The organism is Mesorhizobium sp., from assembly GCF_024509055.1.
GTDB lineage: Bacteria > Pseudomonadota > Alphaproteobacteria > Rhizobiales > Rhizobiaceae > Mesorhizobium.
This window is the reverse complement of the sequence record NZ_JANINM010000389.1, coordinates 1-21,593: the sequence shown is the minus strand read 5'-3', so window position 1 is coordinate 21,593 and position 21,593 is coordinate 1. Positions and strand designations below refer to the sequence as shown.

The 21,593-nt window shown below is 63.6% G+C and carries 20 protein-coding genes; 11 read left to right on the top strand and 9 right to left on the bottom strand.

What is annotated here, in order from left to right:
- The 3 genes from Q0L57_RS19885 to ggt form a co-directional block, all read left to right on the top strand.
- Window positions 1-1,459 (top strand): bifunctional rhamnulose-1-phosphate aldolase/short-chain dehydrogenase (locus Q0L57_RS19885; RefSeq protein WP_296744739.1); only part of this gene is annotated, 1,459 nt, incomplete at its 5' end.
- Between the two features lie 90 nt (window positions 1,460-1,549).
- The gene (gene rhaI, locus Q0L57_RS19880) at window positions 1,550-2,842 is read left to right on the top strand and encodes an L-rhamnose catabolism isomerase (RefSeq protein ID WP_296744738.1); all 1,293 of its coding nucleotides are present in this window, start codon (window positions 1,550-1,552) and stop codon (window positions 2,840-2,842) included.
- Between the two features lie 87 nt (window positions 2,843-2,929).
- Window positions 2,930-4,669, top strand: a complete 1,740-nt coding sequence (gene ggt / locus Q0L57_RS19875; RefSeq protein WP_296744737.1) for a gamma-glutamyltransferase — start codon at window positions 2,930-2,932, stop codon at window positions 4,667-4,669.
- Window positions 4,670-4,676: 7 nt separating this feature from the next.
- Here ggt and Q0L57_RS19870 read toward each other — a convergent pair whose 3' ends face one another.
- The 3 genes from Q0L57_RS19870 to Q0L57_RS19860 form a co-directional block, all read right to left on the bottom strand.
- Complete coding sequence (locus Q0L57_RS19870; protein WP_296744736.1) at window positions 4,677-5,024, bottom strand: hypothetical protein; 348 nt, start codon at window positions 5,022-5,024, stop codon at window positions 4,677-4,679.
- Between the two features lie 157 nt (window positions 5,025-5,181).
- On the bottom strand, window positions 5,182-6,537 hold the full coding sequence (locus tag Q0L57_RS19865; protein ID WP_296744735.1) for a sigma-54 dependent transcriptional regulator: 1,356 nt from the start codon (window positions 6,535-6,537) through the stop codon (window positions 5,182-5,184).
- Entirely contained in the window at window positions 6,534-8,399 is a 1,866-nt protein-coding gene (locus Q0L57_RS19860) for an ATP-binding protein (RefSeq protein WP_296744734.1), read from the bottom strand. Before Q0L57_RS19860 ends, Q0L57_RS19865 begins: the two co-directional genes overlap by 4 nt.
- A gap of 234 nt (window positions 8,400-8,633) precedes the next feature.
- Here Q0L57_RS19860 and Q0L57_RS19855 point away from each other — a divergent pair, with 234 nt between their 5' ends.
- Entirely contained in the window at window positions 8,634-9,965 is a 1,332-nt protein-coding gene (locus tag Q0L57_RS19855; RefSeq protein WP_296744740.1) for a dicarboxylate/amino acid:cation symporter, read from the top strand.
- 235 nt (window positions 9,966-10,200) lie between these two features.
- Window positions 10,201-10,782 (top strand): histidine phosphatase family protein, encoded by a 582-nt coding sequence (locus Q0L57_RS19850; protein ID WP_296744733.1) that lies wholly within the window; start codon window positions 10,201-10,203, stop codon window positions 10,780-10,782.
- Between the two features lie 20 nt (window positions 10,783-10,802).
- On the opposite strand, the gene Q0L57_RS19845 is transcribed toward Q0L57_RS19850, so the two are convergent.
- On the bottom strand, window positions 10,803-11,552 hold the full coding sequence (locus Q0L57_RS19845; RefSeq protein WP_296744732.1) for a pseudouridine synthase: 750 nt from the start codon (window positions 11,550-11,552) through the stop codon (window positions 10,803-10,805).
- Window positions 11,553-11,728: 176 nt separating this feature from the next.
- Between Q0L57_RS19845 and Q0L57_RS19840 the strand changes: the two genes are divergently transcribed.
- Together Q0L57_RS19840 and Q0L57_RS19835 are read left to right on the top strand one after the other, a co-directional pair.
- The gene (locus Q0L57_RS19840; RefSeq protein WP_296744731.1) at window positions 11,729-12,466 is read left to right on the top strand and encodes a hypothetical protein; all 738 of its coding nucleotides are present in this window, start codon (window positions 11,729-11,731) and stop codon (window positions 12,464-12,466) included.
- Window positions 12,423-14,036, top strand: coding sequence for a GH3 auxin-responsive promoter family protein (locus Q0L57_RS19835; RefSeq protein ID WP_296744730.1), 1,614 nt, complete (start codon window positions 12,423-12,425; stop codon window positions 14,034-14,036). Before Q0L57_RS19840 ends, Q0L57_RS19835 begins: the two co-directional genes overlap by 44 nt.
- A 12-nt stretch (window positions 14,037-14,048) precedes the next feature.
- Here the strand turns inward: Q0L57_RS19835 and Q0L57_RS19830 are convergent, their stop codons facing one another.
- Window positions 14,049-15,281: a cytochrome P450 gene (locus tag Q0L57_RS19830; RefSeq protein ID WP_296744729.1), complete on the bottom strand. Its 1,233-nt coding sequence runs from the start codon at window positions 15,279-15,281 to the stop codon at window positions 14,049-14,051.
- Window positions 15,282-15,331: 50 nt separating this feature from the next.
- On the opposite strand from Q0L57_RS19830, the gene Q0L57_RS19825 reads away from it, so the two are divergent.
- On the top strand, window positions 15,332-16,396 hold the full coding sequence (locus Q0L57_RS19825) for a hypothetical protein (protein WP_296744728.1): 1,065 nt from the start codon (window positions 15,332-15,334) through the stop codon (window positions 16,394-16,396).
- Between the two features lie 23 nt (window positions 16,397-16,419).
- On the opposite strand, the gene Q0L57_RS19820 is transcribed toward Q0L57_RS19825, so the two are convergent.
- Entirely contained in the window at window positions 16,420-16,899 is a 480-nt protein-coding gene (locus tag Q0L57_RS19820; protein WP_296744727.1) for a hypothetical protein, read from the bottom strand.
- 191 nt (window positions 16,900-17,090) lie between these two features.
- Complete coding sequence (locus Q0L57_RS19815) at window positions 17,091-18,794, bottom strand: BTAD domain-containing putative transcriptional regulator (RefSeq protein ID WP_296744726.1); 1,704 nt, start codon at window positions 18,792-18,794, stop codon at window positions 17,091-17,093.
- Between the two features lie 135 nt (window positions 18,795-18,929).
- Here Q0L57_RS19815 and Q0L57_RS19810 point away from each other — a divergent pair, with 135 nt between their 5' ends.
- The 3 genes from Q0L57_RS19810 to Q0L57_RS19800 all read left to right on the top strand — a co-directional run bounded on the left by Q0L57_RS19810 (window position 18,930) and on the right by Q0L57_RS19800 (window position 20,853).
- Window positions 18,930-19,595: a peroxiredoxin gene (locus Q0L57_RS19810; RefSeq protein WP_296744725.1), complete on the top strand. Its 666-nt coding sequence runs from the start codon at window positions 18,930-18,932 to the stop codon at window positions 19,593-19,595.
- Window positions 19,596-19,709: 114 nt separating this feature from the next.
- Window positions 19,710-20,198 (top strand): FAD-dependent oxidoreductase, encoded by a 489-nt coding sequence (locus Q0L57_RS19805; RefSeq protein ID WP_296744724.1) that lies wholly within the window; start codon window positions 19,710-19,712, stop codon window positions 20,196-20,198.
- Between the two features lie 13 nt (window positions 20,199-20,211).
- On the top strand, window positions 20,212-20,853 hold the full coding sequence (locus Q0L57_RS19800) for an FAD-dependent oxidoreductase (RefSeq protein WP_296744723.1): 642 nt from the start codon (window positions 20,212-20,214) through the stop codon (window positions 20,851-20,853).
- A 61-nt stretch (window positions 20,854-20,914) separates the two neighbouring features.
- Here the strand turns inward: Q0L57_RS19800 and Q0L57_RS19795 are convergent, their stop codons facing one another.
- Together Q0L57_RS19795 and Q0L57_RS19790 are read right to left on the bottom strand one after the other, a co-directional pair.
- A complete protein-coding gene (locus Q0L57_RS19795) occupies window positions 20,915-21,355 on the bottom strand; it encodes a hypothetical protein (RefSeq protein WP_296744722.1) in 441 nt (146 codons plus the stop codon).
- Between the two features lie 33 nt (window positions 21,356-21,388).
- Window positions 21,389-21,593 (bottom strand): hypothetical protein (locus tag Q0L57_RS19790; RefSeq protein ID WP_296744721.1); only part of this gene is annotated, 205 nt, incomplete at its 5' end.

Here is a 21,593-nt window from a genome sequence, read left to right as displayed (position 1 = left end):
CGAAACGACGATCTCGGTGATCAACCAGGCGATCGACTGGTTCGAGCGCAAGTCGGAAGGCAAGGCGATCTTCGGCGGCGAAGTGGTGCAGGCGCTCGACGCGCCGGCGCGCCGCGCCATTGCCGCGAAGCTGATGCCGAGGATCCGTGGCCTGATCTCCGAGAAGAGCCACAAGCTCGGCAATTTCGACGACCAGCCGGCGGTGCTGGAGTTCGTCAACTCCAAGGACCTCCGGCCGCTCGCGGCGCTGGGCACGTCCTGTCCGGACCATTTCCTGCGCACCAAGATCCGGCCGCTGGTGATCGAATTCGATCCGAAGAACCCGGATGTCGACGCCGTCATCGCGCGGCTGGCCGACGACATCGCCGCCTACCGCGTCGGCTACCAGGCCTATTACGACAGCTGCAAGCACCCGGATTCGCCGGCCATTCGCGATCCCAATGCCGTGGTCTATCTGATGCCGGGCGTGGGCATGTTCACCTTCGCCGGCGACAAGGCCACGGCCCGCATCTCGGGCGAGTTCTATGTCAACGCCATCAACGTCATGCGCGGCGCGTCGACGGTGTCGTCCTATGTCGGCCTGCCCGCCCAGGAGGCTTTCGACATCGAGTACTGGCTGCTCGAGGAGGCCAAGCTCCAGCGGCTGCCGAAGCCGAAGGCACTCGCCGGCCAGATCGCGCTGGTCACCGGCGGCGCCGGCGGGATCGGCCGCGCGACAGCCAACCGGTTGCTGCGCGGAGGCGCCTGCGTGGTACTGGCCGATATCGACGAGGCCGCGCTCGCCGCCGCCAATGAAGAGCTGGCAAAGGCTTATGGCAAGGATTTCGTCCGGCCAGTTCGGATCGACGTAACTTCCGAGGACCAGGTGACAGCCGGTTTCGCCGAGACTTCGGTCGAGTTCGGCGGCATCGACATCCTGGTGTCCAACGCCGGCCTTGCCTCTTCGGCGCCGATCGAGGAGACGACGCTGGCGCTCTGGAACCGGAACATGGACATCCTGTCGACCGGCTATTTCCTCGTTTCGCGCGAAGCGTTCAGGCTTTTCCGCGTCCAGAAGATCGGTGGCAATGTCGTCTTCGTCGCCTCTAAGAATGGGCTTGCCGCTTCGCCCAATGCTGCCGCCTATTGCACCGCCAAGGCCGCGGAAATCCACCTCGCGCGCTGTCTCGCGCTGGAGGGCGCGGAGGCGCAGATCAGGGTCAACGTCGTCAACCCCGACGCCGTGCTGCGCGGCTCCAAGATCTGGACCGGAGAATGGAAGGAACAGCGCGCCGCCGCCTACAAGATGTCGACCGACGACCTCGAGGAGCATTACCGCTCGCGCTCCATGCTGAAGCGTTCGGTGTTCCCGGAGGATATTGCGGAAGCGATCTATTTCTTCGCCTCCGACATGTCGGCCAAGTCGACCGGCAACATCGTCAATGTCGACGCCGGCAACGCGCAGAGCTTTACGCGGTAGCACTTGGTTCCTCCTGTTTCCGTCGGGAGGGAAGGCGGGCAGTCGGGTGAGGGACTGCGCCTGCCGTACGAATATTGGGAGGTTTTTGTAGTGTCCGAAACGATCATTTCCGCCGACGTCGTCGCCAGCCACAACGCCGCTCGCAAAACTGACCTCGAACGCGACTACGCTTCCCTCGGCGAACGTCTCGACCGGCGCGGCATCGCCATCGACGCCATCCGTGACAAGGTCGAAAAATTCGGCGTGGCGATCCCGTCCTGGGGTGTGGGCACCGGCGGTACGCGCTTTGCGCGCTTCCCCGGTGCGGGCGAGCCGCGCGACATCTTCGACAAGATCGAGGACTGCGCCGTCATCAGCCAGCTGACGCAGGCGACCCCGACCGTCTCGCTGCATATTCCGTGGGACAAGGCAGACCCGAACAGGCTGAAGCAGGCGGCCTCGCGCTTCGGCCTCGGCTTCGACGCCATGAACTCCAACACCTTTTCCGACGCCAGGGACCAGAAGCTCTCCTACAAATTCGGTTCCCTCTCGCACGCGGACGCAGGCACGCGGCGGCAGGCGGTCGAGCACAATCTCGAATGCATCGAGATCGGCAAGACGCTCGGCTCCAAGGCGCTGACGGTTTGGATCGGCGACGGCTCGAACTTCCCCGGGCAGGTGAATTTCGCCAAAGCCTTCGAGCGCTACCTCGACGCCATGCGCGAAATCTATGCCGGCCTGCCGGAGGACTGGCGGCTGTTCACCGAACACAAGATGTATGAGCCGGCCTTTTATTCGACCGTCGTGCAGGACTGGGGCACCAACTACATCATCGCCAGGGAACTCGGCGACAAGGCCTTCTGCCTTGTCGATCTTGGCCACCACGCGCCCAACGTCAACATCGAGATGATCGTGTCGCGGCTGATCCAGTTCGGAAAGCTCGGCGGCTTCCACTTCAACGATTCCAAATATGGTGACGACGACCTCGACGCCGGCTCGATCGATCCCTACCGGCTCTTCCTCGTCTTCAACGAGCTGGTCGATGCCGAGCTATCGGGCGTCAGGGGTTTCAATCCCGCCCACATGCTCGACCAGAGCCACAATGTCACCGACCCGATCGAAAGCCTGATGCTGTCGGCGGTCGAGGTGCAGCGCGCCTATGCGCAGGCGCTGCTGGTCGACCGCAAGGCGCTGGAGGGCTACCAGGACGCCAATGACGCGCTGATGGCGACGCAGACGCTCAAAATCGCCTACCGCACCGACGTCGAGCCGATCCTCGCCATGGCTAGGCTTCGGACGGGAGGCGCCGTCGACCCGGTCGCCGCCTATCGCGAAGTCGGCTACCGGGCGAAGGTGGCGGCGGAACGGCCGGCTGTCGTCGGCGGCGGTGGCGGTATAGTTTGAGGCGGATCTGTTCGCTTATTCAATTGTTATTGGACTAACCCGCCCGGACGAGGTTTCCTTGGCGTCCCCAACGCCCGGAGCCCTGCCATGCATATCACCCGCCGGACGCTGATCGCCGTCAGCCTCTCCTTCGCCGTCGCTTTCACGCCGTCTGCAGTTGCCTTCGCCGCTTCGCGCGCCCCTGCCAAGGGCGAGCATGGCATGGTGGTGACCGCCCAGCATCTCGCCACCGAGGTCGGCGTCGATGTTCTGAAGAAGGGCGGCAATGCTGTCGATGCGGCGGTCGCTGTCGGCTATGCGCTGGCCGTCGTCTACCCCGACGCCGGCAACATTGGCGGCGGCGGCTTCATGACCATTCGCTTGAAGGACGGCCGCTCTACCTTCATCGATTTCCGCGAACGCGCGCCGTCGGCCGCCACCAGGACCATGTATCTCGACAAGGACGGCAATCCGATCGAGGGCGCGAGCCTCGACGGCTATCTCGCCGTTGGCGTGCCCGGCTCCGTCGCCGGCCTCGAGATGGCGCGGGAAAAATATGGGACTAAGTCCCGGCAGGACCTGATGGCGCCGGCGATTGCCTATGCCAGGGAGGGTTTCGTCCTCAGCCAGGGCGATGCCGCCACGTTCGCCGACAGCGCCGACCGGCTGGCGAAGGACCCGGCGGCCGCCGCCATCTTCCTCAGGCCTGGCGGCAAGCCTTACGACGCCGGCGAGCGGCTCATCCAGCCGGACCTCGCCGCCTCGCTTTCAGCGATCTCCGACAAGGGGCCTGACGCCTTCTACAAGGGCGGCATCGCCGACGCCATCGTCAAGGCCAGCGGCGCCAAGGGCGGCATCCTCGCCAAGGCCGATTTCGAGCAATATGCGGTGCGTGAGCTGAAACCTGTCACCTGTTCCTATCGCGGTTATGAGATCATTTCCTCGCCACCGCCGAGTTCGGGCGGCGTCATCATCTGCGAAATCCTCAACGTGCTTGAGGGTTACCCGCTGTCCTATCTCGGCGCTGGCTCGGCCGAGACGGTCCATGTCATGGTGGAAGCCATGCGGCATGCCTATGTCGACCGCAACTCGGCGCTCGGCGACCCTGACTTCGTCGACAACCCTGTCTCGAAGCTGCTCGACAAGGGCTACGCCAGGGATATCCGCGAAAAGATCGACCCGTTCCGCGCGGGCGTGTCCAAGGACCTGATGCCGAAGGGCTTCGGTGAGAGCAAGGAGACGACGCACTATTCGATCATCGACAAGGACGGCAACGCGGTCTCGGTTACCTATACGCTGAACGGCTCGTTCGGCGCGGGCGTCGTCGCCGACGGCACCGGCATCCTGCTCAACAACGAGATGGATGATTTCACCCAGAAGCCCGGCGTGCCCAACCTCTACGGCCTCGTCCAAGGCGAGGCCAACGCCATCCAGCCGAAGAAGACGCCGCTATCCTCGATGAGCCCGACGATCATCACGAAGGACGGCAAGCCGTTCATGGTCATAGGCAGCCCTGGCGGCTCGCGCATCATCACCATCACGCTGGAAGCAATCGTCAACGTCATCGACCACGGCATGAACATCCAGGAGGCGGTCGACGCGCCGCGCATCCACCACCAATGGCTGCCCGACACGATCTATGTCGAGCCGTTCGGGCTGTCGCCCGACACCGAAAAGCTGTTGGCCGGCATGGGCTACCATCTGGATCTCGGCGACGAGACATGGGGCCAGGCGGCCGGGATACTGGTCGGCGGCAAGAGCCTGGCCGAAATCGAGAAAGGCGGCGGAGCGCGCTACAATGGCGCCATCGACAGCCGCGCCCGTTCCGGCGAGGCGCTTGGATATTGAAGATGGATCAGGTGACAAGCGTGATCGTGGACGCGATCAACATCACGGCGGCAATGCCGACGAACAGCGCATAGATGCGCGGCCGGTCGAGCAGCAGCGCATTGCCCGAAATCCAGGCTGAAGTAGCGCCACCGAGGGCGAACAGGAAGCCGTTACGGTGACCGAAAGACAGCGACGCGGCCATCAAGCCGCCGATGATCAGAGCGCCGAACACGATGATGACGGCGACGGCGTATTTCTCGAAATCATTGCCGCTGCCCACCACCGGCCCCATGGCGTTGAGGTGCGCCAGTTCGTCCGGATCGAACGGGTTGGCCGAGCCGTATTCGTCATGACCAAGGGATTCGCGCATCATTCATTCTCCGCTGAGCGGCAACAAACCATCAACGCATGCCGAGCGCAACCGGCAACGCCGTTGCAGCGGAGCATTCGCATTTCGGCTGGTGCCAACGTGCCACGGTTCCCGGCGCGACTAAACGGCTGGCGGTCGTCCATGGTTCCACGGGCTTGATCTATCGGGAGAAATCGCTGCGCACGATGCCGTGACGCTGCAGCTTGTCGTAGAAGGTCTTGCGCGGGATGCCGAGCGCTTCGATCGTGCGCCGGACATCGCCGTCGTTGCGACCAAGTGTCTCGCGGATGAGCTCGGCTTCGTAGCGATCGACCCGTTCAGGCAACGGCAACGCAGCATCTTCTCCCGCAATCGCGGATGAAGGGGCATTGGCTGTCTCCTCCAGCCCGAGCACGAAGCGCTCGGCGAAATGCGCGAGCTCGCGAACATTGCCCGGCCAGTCATGTTCCCGCAAATGGCGTTGTATCGCGGTCGTGGTGACCGGCACTGCACGCCGGAAGCGGGCGGCCGCGCGCTCGGCGAAATAGCCGAACAGCAGCGGGACATCGTCCCGGCGCTCTCGCAGCGGCGGGATCGAGAGCGTCACCACGTTCAGCCGGTAATAGAGGTCCTCGCGAAAATTGCCGCGCTGGACCGGATCGCCGAGGTCGACCTTGGCGGCGGCGACGACGCGCAGGTCGACCGGCCGAACTTCGTTGGTGCCGAGCGGCGTCACCTCGCGCATTTCCAGCACCCGCAGCATCTGCACCTGCGTCGACGGCGGCATGCTTTCGATCTCGTCGAGAAACAGCGTGCCGCCGCTCGAATGCTCGATGCGGCCGATGCGCTTCTTCTGCGCGCCGGTGAAGGCGCCGGCCTCATGGCCGAACAACTCGCTCTCGATGACGGTTTCCGGCAGCGTGCCGCAGTTGAGCGCGACGAAATTGCCCTTGGCGCGCCGGCTCCAGCGATGCAGCAGGCCCGCCACCACTTCCTTGCCCGAGCCGGTCTCGCCGGTCACCAGCACGTCGACATCGGTATCGGCGATCTGCCTCAGCGTGCGGCGCAATCGCTCCATCGCCGGCGTCTGGCCGATCAGCGGCAGACCGTCCTGCGCCTGCTCGGCGGCCTCGCGCAGGGCACGGTTCTCCATCACCAGGCGACGCTTCTCCGCTGCCCGGGTCACACTTTGCGCCAGCCGGTCGGCGGCGAAGGGTTTGGTGATGAAATCATAGGCGCCGTCCTTGATCGCCTTGACGGCCATGGCGATGTCGCCATGGCCGGTGACCAGGATGACGGGGATATCCGCGTCGAGGCGCAGCACGCGGTCGAACAACTGCAGCCCGTCGATTTCGGGCATGCGGATGTCCGACACCACGACGCCTGCGAAGCTTGGGTCTATGGCGGCAAGCGCGTCTTTGGCGGCCGAGAAGGCCGATACCGCGAAGCCGGCCAGCTCCAACGTCTGCCTTGTCGCTTTCAAGAGGTCGCTGTCGTCATCGATCAGGATGACCGGTGCCGGATTGCCGTTCGTCATGCCGGGTCAACCTTCGCGAGATGGACGGTGAAGCGGGTGCCGTTCCGGTCGCTCGACACCTCGATGCGTCCGCCATAGTCGGCGACGATGTCCTTGGAGATGACGAGGCCGAGCCCGAGACCTTTTTCCTTCGAAGTGTTAAAGGGCGTGAACAAGGACTTGAGCACTGCCGTCGGAATACCCGGACCGTTGTCCGACACGGAAAGCGCCACGCTGTCTCCAGTTTGCGCGGCCGCTACCTCCACCTTGCCATCGTCGCGGCCTTCGAGCGCCTCCAGCGCGTTCTGGAACAGATTGATCAGCACCTGTTCCAGGCGCAGCCGGTTGCCCATGACCTTGAGCGCCGGCGGCGGCAAGGTGATCGCCAGCGCGTCCAGTCGGCCGGCAAAGCGGCTTCGAAGCAGCACCACGGCGCCCTCGATGGTGCCGCGCAGTTCGATTGGCTCCGCTGCCGTGCGGCCCTTGCGGGCCAGGGCTTTCAGTTCCTCGGTGATCGAGCCGATACGCTCGGTCAACGCCGCGATGGCGCTAAGGTTCTCTTCCGCCGGCGCCACCTGCTTGCGCTCCAGGAAGACGCGCGCGTTGTCGGCATAGGCGCGGATGGTTGCCACCGGCTGGTTGATCTCATGCGCCACGCCGGCGGCGACCTGGCCGAGCGTGGCCAGGCGGTTGGCCTGCACCAGCTCCTGCTGCATGCCCTGCAACCTAGCCTCGGTGCTGCGATGGTCGGCAATCTCGGCCTGCAAACGGTCGCGCGCGAGGCTGAGGTCCTTGGTGCGTTCGGCGACGCCGCGTTCGAGCTCCGCTCGCGCCGCCTGCTCCGCCGCGATCCGCATCTGGCCGGACTGCCTCCGCCACAACAGATAGGCGGCAAGCGCGACGAGCGGAACGACGACGGCGAGGCTCAAAAGCCGCATCTCGCGCTGGGCGGCCGCAATCGGCGCCTCCGCCGGAACGAGATAATCGAGCCGCCACGGCGTCGAGGGCACGGCCGTCGACAGCCTGAGATACTGCGCGTTGCTGCAGCCCGGCGTGATGGCGTGGACCAGGGCGGCGTCGGTGCCGAGCGCCTGCGGCCTGGTGACCGGTAGGGGCATCAGCGGCGCGTCGCCGAACTGCTGGTTGGCGCGGACATCGGCAAGCACCGGCTGGGCAAGCGGAGCCGTAGTCATGAAGCGCCAGGAGGGCACGCTGGTGATCAGCACCACGCCATGCTCGTCGCTGACATAGGCAGGGCGGTTCGCCTCGCGCCAGTCGGCCTCGAGCTGGTCGAACTCCATCTTGACGACCACCACGCCGAGCGGCGCCGAAGCGCCGTCGACACGGCGCGAGATGTAAAGGCCCGGACGCTTGCTGACATTGCCGAGCGCGAAATACTCGGCGGTTCCTGATTGCATGGCGGCCGAGAAATAGGCGCGGAACCCGTAGTCGTTGCCGACGAAGCTCGCCGGCTCTCGCCAGTTGCTCGACGCGATCGCCAGGCCGTTGGTGCCGGTGACATAGAGGACCGATGCCTTGGTGCCGGAAACCAGCCCTTCCAGCTTGCGGTTGAGCACATCGATGGCGGACGGGCTGCGCTGCGTCAGCGCGTCGTGGACTTGCTGGTCCTCGGAAAGAAGCAGCGGCAGCGCACGCGGGTTTTCGAGCACGGCGCGGAGCAGCGCGACCTTGAGATTGGCGTCGGTGCGTCCTTGCACCGCCAGCGCCTCTATCTGAGTCGAGCGGCCATAGAGCCCGGCCGCGTATAGCGCCGCCGTGACGATCGCGAGTGCTATCGCGGCAAACAGCAGCCATGCGCGGCGCGCGCGCTGGGTTAGCAGCTCGGGCGTGGCAGGCAGGGCAGCGGCAGGGCGTTGCAGCATGTCGCATTTGTGCATGATTTCGCACAAAGTACAATTCGACCTATGCGGATCATCGCACGGTCAGCGTCAGTGCAGGGCAGGGGCGGAACGAAAAATCCAGCAGAATCAATAAAGGGGTCCCTCCGGCCAAATCTGGCATGCCCGTTGCAATGGCATCTCACAGCAGCCGCGAGGCTGTGGAGGTCAACGCCCCGGGAGGTCGAGCTTCTCGATCGGGGCTGAACGGAGGACATGATGCAGACAGCAATCGCTGCCGCCGAGCCGCGCGGCAAGGTTCCCTTTTACCGGCATCTCTATGTGCAGGTCCTGACGGCGATCGCCGCCGGCATCCTGCTCGGACATTTCTATCCCGACATCGGCGCTTCGCTGAAGCCGCTCGGCGACGCCTTCATTAAGCTGGTCAAGATGGTGATCGCGCCGGTGATCTTCCTCACCGTGGCAACCGGCATCGCTGGCGTCTCCGACCTGCACAAGGTCGGCCGCGTCGCCGGCAAGGCGATGATCTATTTCCTCGTCTTCTCGACGCTGGCCCTCATTGTTGGTCTTGTCGTGTCGAACGTCGTCCAGCCGGGCGCCGGCATGCATATCAACCCGGCGACGCTCGATCCGTCGAAGGTGGCGACCTTCACCGAAAAGGCGCATGACTCGACCATCGTCGGCTTCCTGATGAACATCATCCCCGACACCATCACGGGCGCCTTCGCGCAGGGCGACATCCTGCAGGTGCTTTTCTTCTCGGTGCTGTTCGGCGTGGCGCTTGCTCTCGTCGGCGAGCGCGGCCGTCCCGTCGTCGATTTCCTGCAGGCGCTGACCGCGCCGATCTTCCGCCTCGTCGCCATCCTGATGAAGGCAGCCCCCATCGGCGCATTCGGCGCCATGGCCTTCACCGTCGGCAAGTACGGCATCGGCTCGATTGCCAACCTCGCCATGCTGATCGGCACCTTCTACCTGACATCGCTGCTCTTCGTGCTGGTCGTGCTGGGCACAGTCGCCTGGTACAACGGCTTCTCGATCCTCGCGCTGATCCGCTACATCAAGGAAGAGCTGCTTCTCGTGCTCGGCACCTCGTCTTCGGAAGCGGCGCTTCCCGGTCTGATGGCTAAGATGGAGCGCGCCGGCTGCAACCGCTCGGTGGTCGGCCTGGTCATCCCGACCGGCTATTCCTTCAACCTCGACGGCACCAACATCTACATGACGCTGGCCGCCCTGTTCATCGCTCAGGCGACCGACACGCCGCTCACCTTGAGCGACCAGATCCTGCTGCTGCTGGTCGCCATGCTGAGCTCCAAGGGCGCCGCCGGCATCACCGGCGCGGGCTTCATCACCTTGGCCGCCACCCTCTCGGTCGTGCCTTCGGTGCCGGTTGCTGGCATGGCGCTGATCCTCGGCGTCGACCGCTTCATGTCGGAATGCCGGGCGCTCACCAACTTCGTCGGTAACGCGGTGGCGACCATCGTCGTGGCGCGCTGGGAAGGCGAACTCGACCAGGCGAAATTCGCCGCCGCCATGGCCGGCAGCCTCCCTGAAGAGGCCGATCTTTCGCTGCCCGGCCTGCGGCCTGCCTGATCCCATCAGGCGCCTCGACCCGCAACAGGCCGTGGCTCCACCACGGCCTGTTGCGGGGCGCCGCATAGAGCCGGATGATTTCAGGTCGAGTCGACCTGAAATCTGAATCCGGCTCTAAATCAAAGAGATAGAGCATGATGTCACCCGAAAACCGCTTCGCACTTTTCGGCATCATGCTCTAGGGTGACGGCGGCCGCTTCCCGGCCTATGCAACCATTCAACCCGAGGGCGGCGAATGAGCAGCGCGTTTCCTGAAATCTATCTGGTCCGTCACGGCGAGACGGAGTGGAGCGCCTCGGGAAAGCATACAGGCCGCACCGACATCCCGCTGACCGCGAAAGGCGAGGAAGCCGCTCGAAGCGTTGCTGACCGGCTGAAGGGGCTGACCTTCCAAGCCGTCTGGTCAAGCCCGTCGCAACGCGCCTTCGACACATGCCGGCTGGCCGGCTTCGGCGAGCGCGCGGTGAAGAAGGCGGACCTGCAGGAATGGAACTACGGCGCCTATGAGGGCGTGACGACCAAGGAGATTCTTGCCGGGCGCCCCGGCTGGCAGCTGTTCCGCGATGGTTGTCCGGACGGTGAGACGGCTGCCGATGTCGGCGCCCGTGCCGATGTCATCATTGCCGGGCTTCGCGCCGTCGGCGGCAATGTGCTTGTCTTTTCCAGCGCGCATTTCCTGCGCGTTCTGGCCGCCCGCTGGGTCGCCCTGCCGCCGGAGGGCGGCGCGCTGTTCGTGCTCGACACAGCAAGCCTCAGCATCTTCGGCTACGAGCACGACCTGACCGAGCCGGTCATCCGCAGGTGGAACCAGAGGTAGCGTAGTCCCTCGGTGATCCCTTACGTCGCAAGAACCGCCAGCTCTTCGGCCGTCAGATGTCGAGCCTTGCCCTTGGCGAGGTCGCCGAGCTGAAGGCGGCCGATCGCCACCCGCACCAGCCTCAAAACCTCGATATCGAACGCGCCGAGCAGCCGGCGGATCTGGCGGTTCCGACCCTCGTCGAGCACGATCTCCAGCCACGCCGTGCGCCCGCCGCTGCGCAACGGCTCGATCGAGCTGGCGGTGAGCAATTCGCCGTCGACGATGGCTCCCTGGCGGAAGCGCTCGAGCATCGCTTCGTCGGGCGCGGATGCGATCTGCACATGATAGGTCTTGGCGACATGCGAGGCGGGGTCAAGCAGGGCGTTGGCCCACCTAGTGTCGTTGCTAATCAGCAGCAGGCCTTCGCTCGCCTTGTCGAGACGGCCGACCGGCGACACGAAGGGCAGGTCCAATCCTTCGAGACAGTCATAGACCGTGCCGCGACCCTCGGGGTCGTCGCGCGTGGTGACCAGCCCGCGCGGCTTGTTGAGCATCAGGTAGACTTTGCATTCGGCGGCGATGCGCTCGCCGTCGACTGATATGCGGTCACGTTCGAGATCGATCCACATCGAAGGGTCGCGCGCCACCTTGCCGCCAACCTGCACACGCCCTTCGGCGATCAACAGTTCGGCCTGTTTGCGCGAGCAGAAGCCGAGCTTGGAGAGCGCCCGGGCGAGGCCGACCTTCCCGCCGGATGACCGTCGGTTGACTCGGAGCGATTGTATCATGACGCGGCGAGGCTTCCCAATTGGCCGGGCGACAGATGCCATGGGCAATAGCGGCTTCGCAACCCGTCGTCGGGGCTGGACCCTGAGTGGACCCGAAGGGTCATGCAAAATCCATGTTGAGCAAGCGCTAACTTATCCGATATGTCACAGGTGGGGGTCCTTCGAGGGCGGCGGCAGTGGCGGAGCAGACCGACTCACTCGAGTCAGGCACGATTTTGATCGGCGATCTCGGTACCGACGATCGCGACGAGATGTTTAGCCTCTATGAAAAATACTACACCGCCACCGATCGTGGCCGGTTTGAACGCGATCTCTCGCAAAAGAACGCCGTGGTCGTTGTTCGCGGCAAGCAAGGCATCGTCGGCTTCTCGACCTTGGTGGTCGACCGCCAGGTGATCGACGGCGAAACAGTGCACTATCTTTTTTCCGGCGACACGGTGCTCGATTCCTCTCGCTGGGGCGATCCGGTCCTCCTGCGAGCCTGGTTCCGTGCGGCTGGCGTGGCCAAGTCGACGATCGGAGAGGGGAGGTTCTTCTGGTTCTCGATCGTGAAAGGCGACCGCACCTTCCGTATTCTGCCCAACTTTTTCCGCGAGTTCGTCCCGGCCATCGATGGGAAGGACAGGAGCGACCTGGAACGGATACGCAATCTGATAGCGACGGCGCGCTATGGCCGCTTTTTCGATACCAGAACCGGACTGATCGACTTCGGCCAGTCGCTGGGTCATCTCAGGCAGGAATGGGCGAGGGTCGAAGAGAAGGCTGCGCGCAACCGCTATGCAGCCTTCTTCCTGAGAGCCAACCCTTGGTATTTCCGTGGCGTCGAACTCGCCTGCCTTGCTGAGTTCGATCTCGCAAATCTGAAGCGGTATGGAGCTGCCAGCTTTGCCGAGGGCCTGCGCGGTGGTCGCTGAAGCTTGGGCGCGGATAGCCGAAGCCACGGCTGCGGTCGATGCGCGTTTCCGGACCGGTCTCGGTGATGTCGAGGCAGCGCAGCGCCGGATGCTGGCAGATCTGATCGACGCCAATCGCTCCACCGCTTTCGGGCGGGAAAACCGGTTCTCGCAAATCACCTCGGCCGAGTCGTTCCGCGTCCTTGTACCCATCAGGGACTATGGCGCCATCCAACCCTATATCGGCAGGTTGATCGCCGGCGAGGATGCGGTGCTGACGGCAGAACCGGTCCGGTTCTTCGAGCAGACCGGTGGGAGTTCCGGGGGCGTCAAGAATATCCCCTATACCGATGCTGGGCTCAAATCCTTCACCGACTGCCTCTATCCTTGGCTGGCTGATCTCCTGCGACGACGACCGGCTGTAGGGGAAGGCCGAAGCTACTTTGCGTTGAGCCCTGTAGGCCGCTCGCTCGACCGACGTATCGGAGCGTATCCCTTGGGCAGCCCCATGCCCTTCGCCTATTTTGGCGCTTTGCGCGACAGCATGATCGAGCTTTCCGCGGTACCGATGGAACTCAGACTTCTTTCGCACTTCGATGCCTGGCAGCGGCGGACCTGCCTACATCTGCTCCGTGCTGAGGATCTCACCCTGATCTGGGTGTGGAGCCCTACCTATCTCACCGAAATCTTGCGCGCGATGCGGCGCGATGCGGCAAGCCTCTTGCCCCAATTGGCCGCCGATTTGGCCGTATCGCAGCCCATCGATATGGTTCGGCGCCGCATCAAGGCGCTGGAGGATGTACTCGATGGTAGGCAGGAGGATCTCTCGGCGATCTGGCCTCGACTCGACACGATCAGCTGCTGGACGGACGCTTCGAGCAAAGGTTTTGCAGCCGAACTCCAGGCGTTGTTTCCGCGTGCCTTCATGCAATCGAAGGGCTTGATGTCAACAGAGGCCGCCGTCTCCTTCCCCTACGGGGAGGGTCCCGGTTCCAGCCTCGCCGCGTCCAGCGGCTTTTTCGAATTCGTCGACGACGATGGCGTTTGCCGCTTTGCCTGGCAGCTTACGAGCGGCAGGACCTACAGGCTGATCGTTACGACCGGCTCGGGCCTCTATCGCTATGACACGCACGACATGGTCGAGATCGTCGGCTTCAGCGGCAACACCCCGCGTCTCCGATTCAGTGGTCGCGCCGGCATTTCAGTCGATATGTGCGGCGAAAAGCTGAACGAGCCTTTCGTCGCGCGCTGCGTCGATGAAATCGCTCCCGCCTCTTACGCGCTGCTTGCCGCCACGACAGCGCCCAGCCCGCATTACAGGCTTCTGCTTGAGGTTGGTCCTCACGGTTCGGCCAACGCAGCGATCGCCGAAAGACTCGATAAGGCGCTCGGCGCGAACCCCCAATATGAGTATGCCCGCCGGATCGGCCAACTCGATCGTGTACGGGTGACGCTGGTCGACGATCTCTTCGGTCGCTTGAAACGCTACCGGCTTCGGGGCGGCACGAGCATCGCCGGCATGAAGGCGCCCGTCCTGCTCAAGGAGGTGGACAGCGCCTTTTTGTCCACGCTGGACGAGCAAGCTCCCTGATTTGACGGGTTTTCACCCTAGCCGAAGGGCAAGCCGCTCCAGCCCGCGGATCGACGAATTGTCCATCCACTTCGCCTCATCGGCCGTCGGTTCCATGCTCTTCCAGCGCTGAAGCATCGCTTCCAGCAGCAGCTTTCCTTCCATCTCCGCCAACGCCCTGCCGATACAGACATGGGCGCCACGGCCGAAAGCGAGATTCTGCCTGCCGGGGCGGGCGAGGTCGAAACGTGCGGGATCGGCGAACTGGGCCGGATCTCGGTTGGCCGCCCCGACCAACAGCACAACCAGTTGTCCTGCCGCGATCTCACGGCCGTCGAGCTCGATCTGTTGCAATGGCCACCGGCAAATCTTCTGCACAGGGCTTTCCATGCGCAAAGTTTCCGTCACCGCATTCAAGGCAAGATGTCGATTTGACCGCAGGGCTTCCCATTGGGCAGGCGCATGGGTCAGATGGAACAACATGTTTCCAAGAAGATGCACGGTTGTTTCGTGCCCGGCAAATGCCAGGAAGGCAATATTGCGACCGGCGACAGTCAGCCCCATCTCTTCGACAAGCGCCGGCAGTCCAACGAGCAATGGCGGCATTTCGCCTTGCGCGAGAAGCTCACGCAGCAATTCGATGAAATAGATCGACATCTCTTCAGCGGCGCTGGCTCCGAGCCCGAAGGCATCGTCGAATCCGGTATCGAGGATCGCGCGTATTGATGCTGACCAGGCTCGGAGCATCGGCATGTCTTCGGCGGGAACGCCAAGGACGCGACAGATTACCCGTTCGGGTACTGCGCGCGTGAAGGCGGCCACGACATCGACTGTGCCGGAAAAGGCGGCTCTTGAAACGAGAAGCTCGACAGCCTCCGCCACGACGGGTGCAAGGGCTGACACACCCTTGCCGGCAAAGGGGCGCTGCAGGGCTTGGCGGATCGTGGTGTGCGCATGTCCTTCTTGATACATCAGCCAGTCGTTGATGGCCGATCGCTGACCGCTTGTATCTGCTCCACCGCTGGGCGGGACATGCGACAACTGACGATTGACAAGGCAGGCCGAAACAAGGTCGTATTTGGTTACGTAGACATCACCCCACGGCGCCTGCCAGACAGGCGCTTCGCCGCGCATCTCGTCATGAATCGCGTATATATCCGAGCACCCATCGAAGAAGCCGGCGCGAATTCCTTGCCAGCGGTGAGCTTCGTGCCAACCTTCCGCCGATGAAGGGGCTCCATGCATAGTTGCGCGATCAATCCCCATCGGGCTCGCCGGGGAACCTTCGATTACAACTACCTGGGATCAATTTGTCCATGACCGCAGCGGCTTCAGCCCCGATCTACTATCTTTGCACTCGCAGACACGCTTACACGATCGGGGTATTCCTTGGCTATTACGACCATGAACTTCGCGACGTTTTGCGGATAATTCCGTATGAAGAAATCCCCAAACTGGGCAGGTTGGCCTCGGGCACCTTCATTTTCACGGATTTCGAAAGGCTGACGCCGGCGCAATTGCAGGCTGCGTCGGCGCTCCATCAAAGTATTGCGGCACAGGACCCTGCCGCACTGTTGCTCAACAATCCTGCAAGCGTGCCGGGTCGCTTTAATTTGTTGAAGCGGCTAAAAGCTGCTGGGCTGAACGCCTTCGATGTGCATCGTCTGGACGATCGCCACAGGATTCAGCGCTTCCCAGTGTTCGTGCGCTGGGAAAGTCGGCACGATCCACCGCTGACCGGATTGCTGGATACCGGCGACGCCCTTGAATCGGCAATTGCCGGCCTGCCGCCGAAGATCAGGCGCGACCCCGATTTGATGATTGTCGAATATGGCGCAGCGCCCTCCTCGGACGGCCGCTTCCGCAAGTATTCCGCCTATAAGGTAGGACCTACGGTCTACCCGCAACACTGCTTCATCAATGAGAACTGGTACATTAAGTTTCCAAGTACCCGTTTCACCGAAGCCGACCGAGCTGAAAGCCGCGCTTACGTGGCTGAAAACCCCCACGCATCGCAGATCGAGCACGTCTTCAGCCTGGCAGGCATTGATTATGGCCGCATCGACTACGGCATTGTCGAGGGCCGGATCCAGACCTTCGAGATCAACAATAACCCGACCGTCTTGTCGCGGCCGCCGGGTTGGGAAGCTACCGCGAATTACAGCAGATATGCCGAAATGCATGCACAGGCGCTGCGCACCGTAATGCGACTGTCATCCACTCCGGATCTGGCGATAGGTCGCGGCAGCGGCAGCGCAGATGCCCTTCATCTCGCTGCAATGCGCCGTGTTCGGCGTCGCATTGGCTGGTTTCGTCTGCGTCGAAGCCTCTCGCTCCGCAGATTGAAGAAGCGTCTTGCAGCCCCGCTCGCAGGCACGTAGCCGTCGCCATGGCGTGGTTGCGATCATTGTTGCTGTGACGCGCTCAGGCGCCGATAGGCGACGCCGTCGAAGTTCGCGGTCACAAAGCTCTTGACGGACATCTTGCGCTTTCGCCCGTCGCTGCAGGCATAGACGGGCCAGCCGGCCTCGCTGCATTCGCTGGCGGCGCAGACGCTGGCAAGGCAGTTCCCGATCGTCAACCGGAAGCCGCCCTTGCCGACAAAGCCTTGCAACAGGCTCCCATCTGCCGAACGCCATGTCCGCTGGCTGAATTCCGGCCGCAAGGCCAGAGGCTCGAGAGGCACGGCGGCTTCGCCGCCGATCGCCGCGAGCTGAAGGCGGTAGCGCGCCATGCCGGTCGTGTAAGCGGTCACAAGGTCCGATTCGCTGAGATAGGCCGTCGCGAAATTGGAGCGGTCGAAGAGATGCGAGGGCCGTCCGCCGGCCTCGGATGGCATTGCCAGGGCAACGAAGGCGATAAGAACTAAGCAAGCGCGAAGCATCTCGTGTTCCAGCAGGCATGCCAATATCGCGCATCACTCCGAACCTCCGGCGCGGGTCCGAACGGTCATGCGCAAAAACAAGTGTTGGAGCGCCGATTTGCCCCCGGTTTGCCTCCCTTACAATCGGGTCAATTGGTGTTTTGCGCAAGCGGTGCCACGCCGGACACCGAAACGTCCGACCGAGCGAACGGTCAGCCCTCGCGGCCCATCCGCGCAAGACACCGTGCCTGATCGCGCGGACGGCCAAGCTCCTCGTAACGACCGGCTGCTTCGTCGAAGGCAGCCAAAGCGCGAACTTCCTTGTTCTGCGCTCGACGCTGCACGCCGCGCGCTTCCCACAGCGCGGCCGCCCATGGACCGCCTTGCCACATGCCGGCAATGCGCTCCGCCTCGTTCAGCCGCTTGTCGACCTGCTCGAGCTCGCCCGCCTGGGCAAGCGCGATCGCCGAGGCCGTGCGCAGCGCCATGGAACAGGGCTGGCAGGCCCCGGGGGTAAGCAGCCTGTCGCCGGCCAGGATCTCCTCCGCCACCATCTTGGGCGTCGACGCGGCTCGCACGGCAAGTGCCTGCACGCGCATGATGAGATGCGGCGAAAGCCATGACCGTTCCGCGTCCGCGAGGCCGCGCCGGATCAACCGGCTGGCGCGCCATTTCTGGCCGCGTTCCAGCGCGATCTCGGCCAGGCGCTCGATGGCAAGCACCCGACCGGCGACTGCATCCGCCTCCAGGAGCAACCGCTCTGCTTCGCTAAGGAAGCCTTCGGCCTCGTCGAGTTCGCCCGAAAACAGAGCGGCCTCTCCGAGCAACAGGCAAGCGAGACCGCGGCCGGCATTCGATCCGGCCTGCTCGGCGACGGCGAGCAGTTCCCGGGCGAGCCCCGCCACTTCCGCGTGGCCCTTGGCGCTGCAGAGACAAAATTCGGAGAGGCAGAGATGGCCGTCGAAAACATGCTGCACGAAGGCCGGCTTGGCGCGCACCCATTCGATGAATTCGGACCGGAAAAGCTCCGGCCACCGCGCCTGCATCATGGAGGCGAGACCAAGCAGCGCGCTCGCCTCGCCGACTTCCCGCGGCAGGTCGGCGCCCAGCGCCAGGTCGCGGGTCTGCCTGGCGATCTCGCTCGCCTTGTCGAACTCGCCGCTCTGCAGATGCACAAGTCCCCAGGCGAGCGATGTGCGGATGCGCTCCAGCGGACTGACGGTTTCGGCGCTGGAGAGCGCGAGCGCCTTTTCGTAGAGCGCGATCGTCGCGCGGCTCGGCCCGACGCCGAGTTCTGCGTGCAGATTGTCGCGCAACTGGTTGAACTGGCGGATCGCCTCGACGCGGTTGCCGGCGTCGAGAGCAACTTGCATCAGCGCGCATTGCGCCTGTTCGTCAGCCGGGTCGAGCGCAATCAGGCGCTGCCACAGCTTGCCGGCGCGCAGCAAGTCGCCGTAGCGCTGCTGCAACTGCGCGCGCGGCGCGTCGAGCCATTCGACAAAAAGATCGTCCGGCAAGAGCCTGCCGCCATAGAGGTCGGCGGCGTGCTCGAAAGCGCTTTTGTCGCCATCGCGCAGCGCGGCCTTTGCGGCTGCTTCGAAACCTTCAGTATCGATCTCGAGTTCGACATGAGGGGCAAGCGAAACAACGTCGTTGCTCACCTCGATGAGGTCGTGAGCGCCGAGCGTGCGCCGGGCGAAATGGATGGCTTTGCGCAGATTGGTTCCAGCTGACTCCGGGTCGGCATCGGGCCAGAAGGTTTCCATCGCCTGCTCTCGATGGATGCGATGGCCGGGCTTCAGCGCCAAAAGTTTGACCAGGGCGGCGGCCCGGTCGCGGCGCCAGTCGGCTGACGGAATCTGCCGGCCATCGACGCAGACGGCAAAGCGGCCGAGCAGATGGATCGAAACGCGCATGAAGGCACCATCAGGCAGGCCACCCGTAGCGCCGGAAGAGCCGTCACCAGCCAGGGGGCGTCGGGGAACGCTGGCGGAACATAGATTTCCTAATATGCCCCCGCAATCGAATTCCAACCGGAAAGGAACAAAACCATGTCACTCCGTATCGCGGACATCGCTCCCGACTTCACCGCCGACACCACCGAAGGCCCGATCTCCTTCCACGAATGGCTGGGCAAGGACTGGGGCATCCTGTTCTCGCATCCGAAGGACTATACGCCGGTCTGCACCACCGAGCTCGGTTATATGGCCCGCCTCAAGCCCGAGTTCGACAAGCGCGGCGTCAAGGTTATCGGGCTTTCGGTCGACCCGGTCGAGAAGCATTCCGGCTGGGCAAAGGACATCGCCGAGACGCAAGGGATGGCGCCCAACTTCCCGATGATCGGCGATCCGACGCTCGCCATCTCGCAACTCTACGACATGCTGCCGGCCTCAGCCGGTAACAGCGCGGACGGCCGCACCGCCGCCGACAACCAGACGGTGCGCAATGTGTATGTCATCGGCCCCGACAAGAAGATCAAGCTGGTGATATCCTACCCAATGACGACCGGCCGCAACTTCGATGAGGTCCTGCGCGTGGTGGATTCCCTCCAACTGACCGCCAAGCATCGCCTGGCGACACCGGTCAATTGGAAGCCTGGCGACGAGGTTATCATCGCGGGCTCGGTCTCGAATGATGAGGCGAGGCAGCTCTATCCGCAGGGCTGGAAGGAGCCCAAGCCCTACATCCGCATCGTGCCGCAGCCCATTCTGACCTGATGAAAAGCGGTGGCGAGGGCATCAGAGATGTCCTCGCCGCCATCCATCCAGTGGATTGACTGATCAACTCGGCGCCTTTCGCAAGGCTGCCGACAAGCCTGGTGGGAAACCGAGATGAGCACTGCAAGCAAGCCACGTGTTGTCGTCCTGGGAGCGGGTTTCGGCGGCCTGGAACTGACGACGCTGCTGTCCGAGGCGATGGGTGACAGCATCGAAGTGACGCTGATCGACAAGAGCGATTCCTTTATCTTCGGCTTTTCCAAGCTCGATGTGATGTTCGGCCTGAAGAAGCCCGATGGCGTGCGCATGCCCTACAGCCGTTTCGCCAAGCCCGGAGTCCGGTTGCTGAAGCGCACCGTCACCGCGATCAATCCCGAAAAGCGCCGTGTCACCACGGACGACGGCGTGTTCGATGCCGACCACCTGATCGTGGCGCTCGGCGCCGAGTATGATTTCGATGCGACGCCCGGACTTGCCGGAACGAACGAGTTCTATTCGGTTGCCGGCGCCGAGCGGTTGCGCGACATGCTGCCGGCCTTCAAAAAAGGGCAGGGCAGTGGTCGGCGTGTGCGGCGCGCCCTACAAATGCCCGCCGGCGCCTAGCGAATGCGTCCTGATGCTGCACGATTATCTGACGCGGCAAGGTGTGCGGGGAGCTTGCGAGATCGCGCTGGTACTACCCTTGGGCAGCCCGGTGCCGCCATCGCCCGATACTTCGCGAGCGTTGCTTGCGGCCTTCGCCGAGCGCGACATCAAGTTCATTCCCGGCCGCCGCGTCGCCTCCGTTGACAACGGGCGCAACGTGGCCGTCCTTGACGATGGCGCCGAAATGCCCTTCGACTTCTTCCTCGGCGTTCCGAAGCACCGTGTGCCGCCCGTCGTGCTGGAAAGCGGTATGGCTGAGAATGGCTGGATACCTGTCAATCCGCGCACGCTCGAGACCAGATACGAGAATGTCTATGCCATCGGCGACGGCGCCAACACCGGCACGCCGAAAGCCGGCGTGTTTGCAGAGGGCGCCGCGCGGGCGGTGGCCAGCGCTCTCGTTGCGAAACTGCGTCGGCAGGGCAGCGGCACCCTCTATGACGGTTTCGGCACCTGCTACATCGAGTTCGGCGGTGGCCGCATCGGCAAGGTCGAGGTTGATTTCTTCTCCGGCCCAGCGCCAACCGGCAACTACTACGAACCGTCGCTCGCGTTGCGCGCCGACAAGGAAACGTTCGGGGCCAGCCGGCGCTCACGTTGGTTCGGGATGTGAGAGCCGCCTGCTCGGTGGAGAAAACCGCAGCCGAACAAATTCCGCGCGGCGTGCCCGCTACTCAGCCGTTGCGATCCGGCGGCAATTCGAACAGCGTGGCGCCGTCCTCGCGCCCCCGGTCGACGTAGCCGATGATCCTGAACCACCTTGCCGCATCCGGCCTGTCCAGCCAGCTGCGCGAGTGTATGGGCAAATTGCCGGCGAGCGCCTGGATATGGCGGATATGCCGCTTGCAGAAGCGGACGGTGGCCGCGGAGAAGAAGTCCTCCTGCGCGGCAAACAGCGTATCGGCCGCATCGCCATGCTCATGCCAGGCAATGATCGCCACGGCCTTGTCGCCCTGGACGAGGGCATGAGCCCGGCCCTCCTTCAGGTTCATCATCAGATTGTCGTAGGCGCTTTTGCTGTCCTTGCCGGCGGCCACATACTCGTCTGACATCCGTTTGGACAGGTCATGGAAAACATCTTCCAGGTCACCGACGGTCGCCGCGCGTGCTCTCATTTCTCCTCCTGAAAGCCCGGCAGGGAGTTTGCCCTAGGAAGGGGGGATCACCAAGCAAAGTGAATCCGCAATCGGCGGGATGAGAGCAAACTGGTTCCGCTTATGTGGGAGAGCCAGCGCCGATTCCGAGGCAACGAAACGAAGCTGCGGAAAAATCACCGGACTAGAGACAGGCTGGGAAAATGATGGTGCCCAGAGGCGGATTCGAACCACCGACACGCGGATTTTCAGTCCGCTG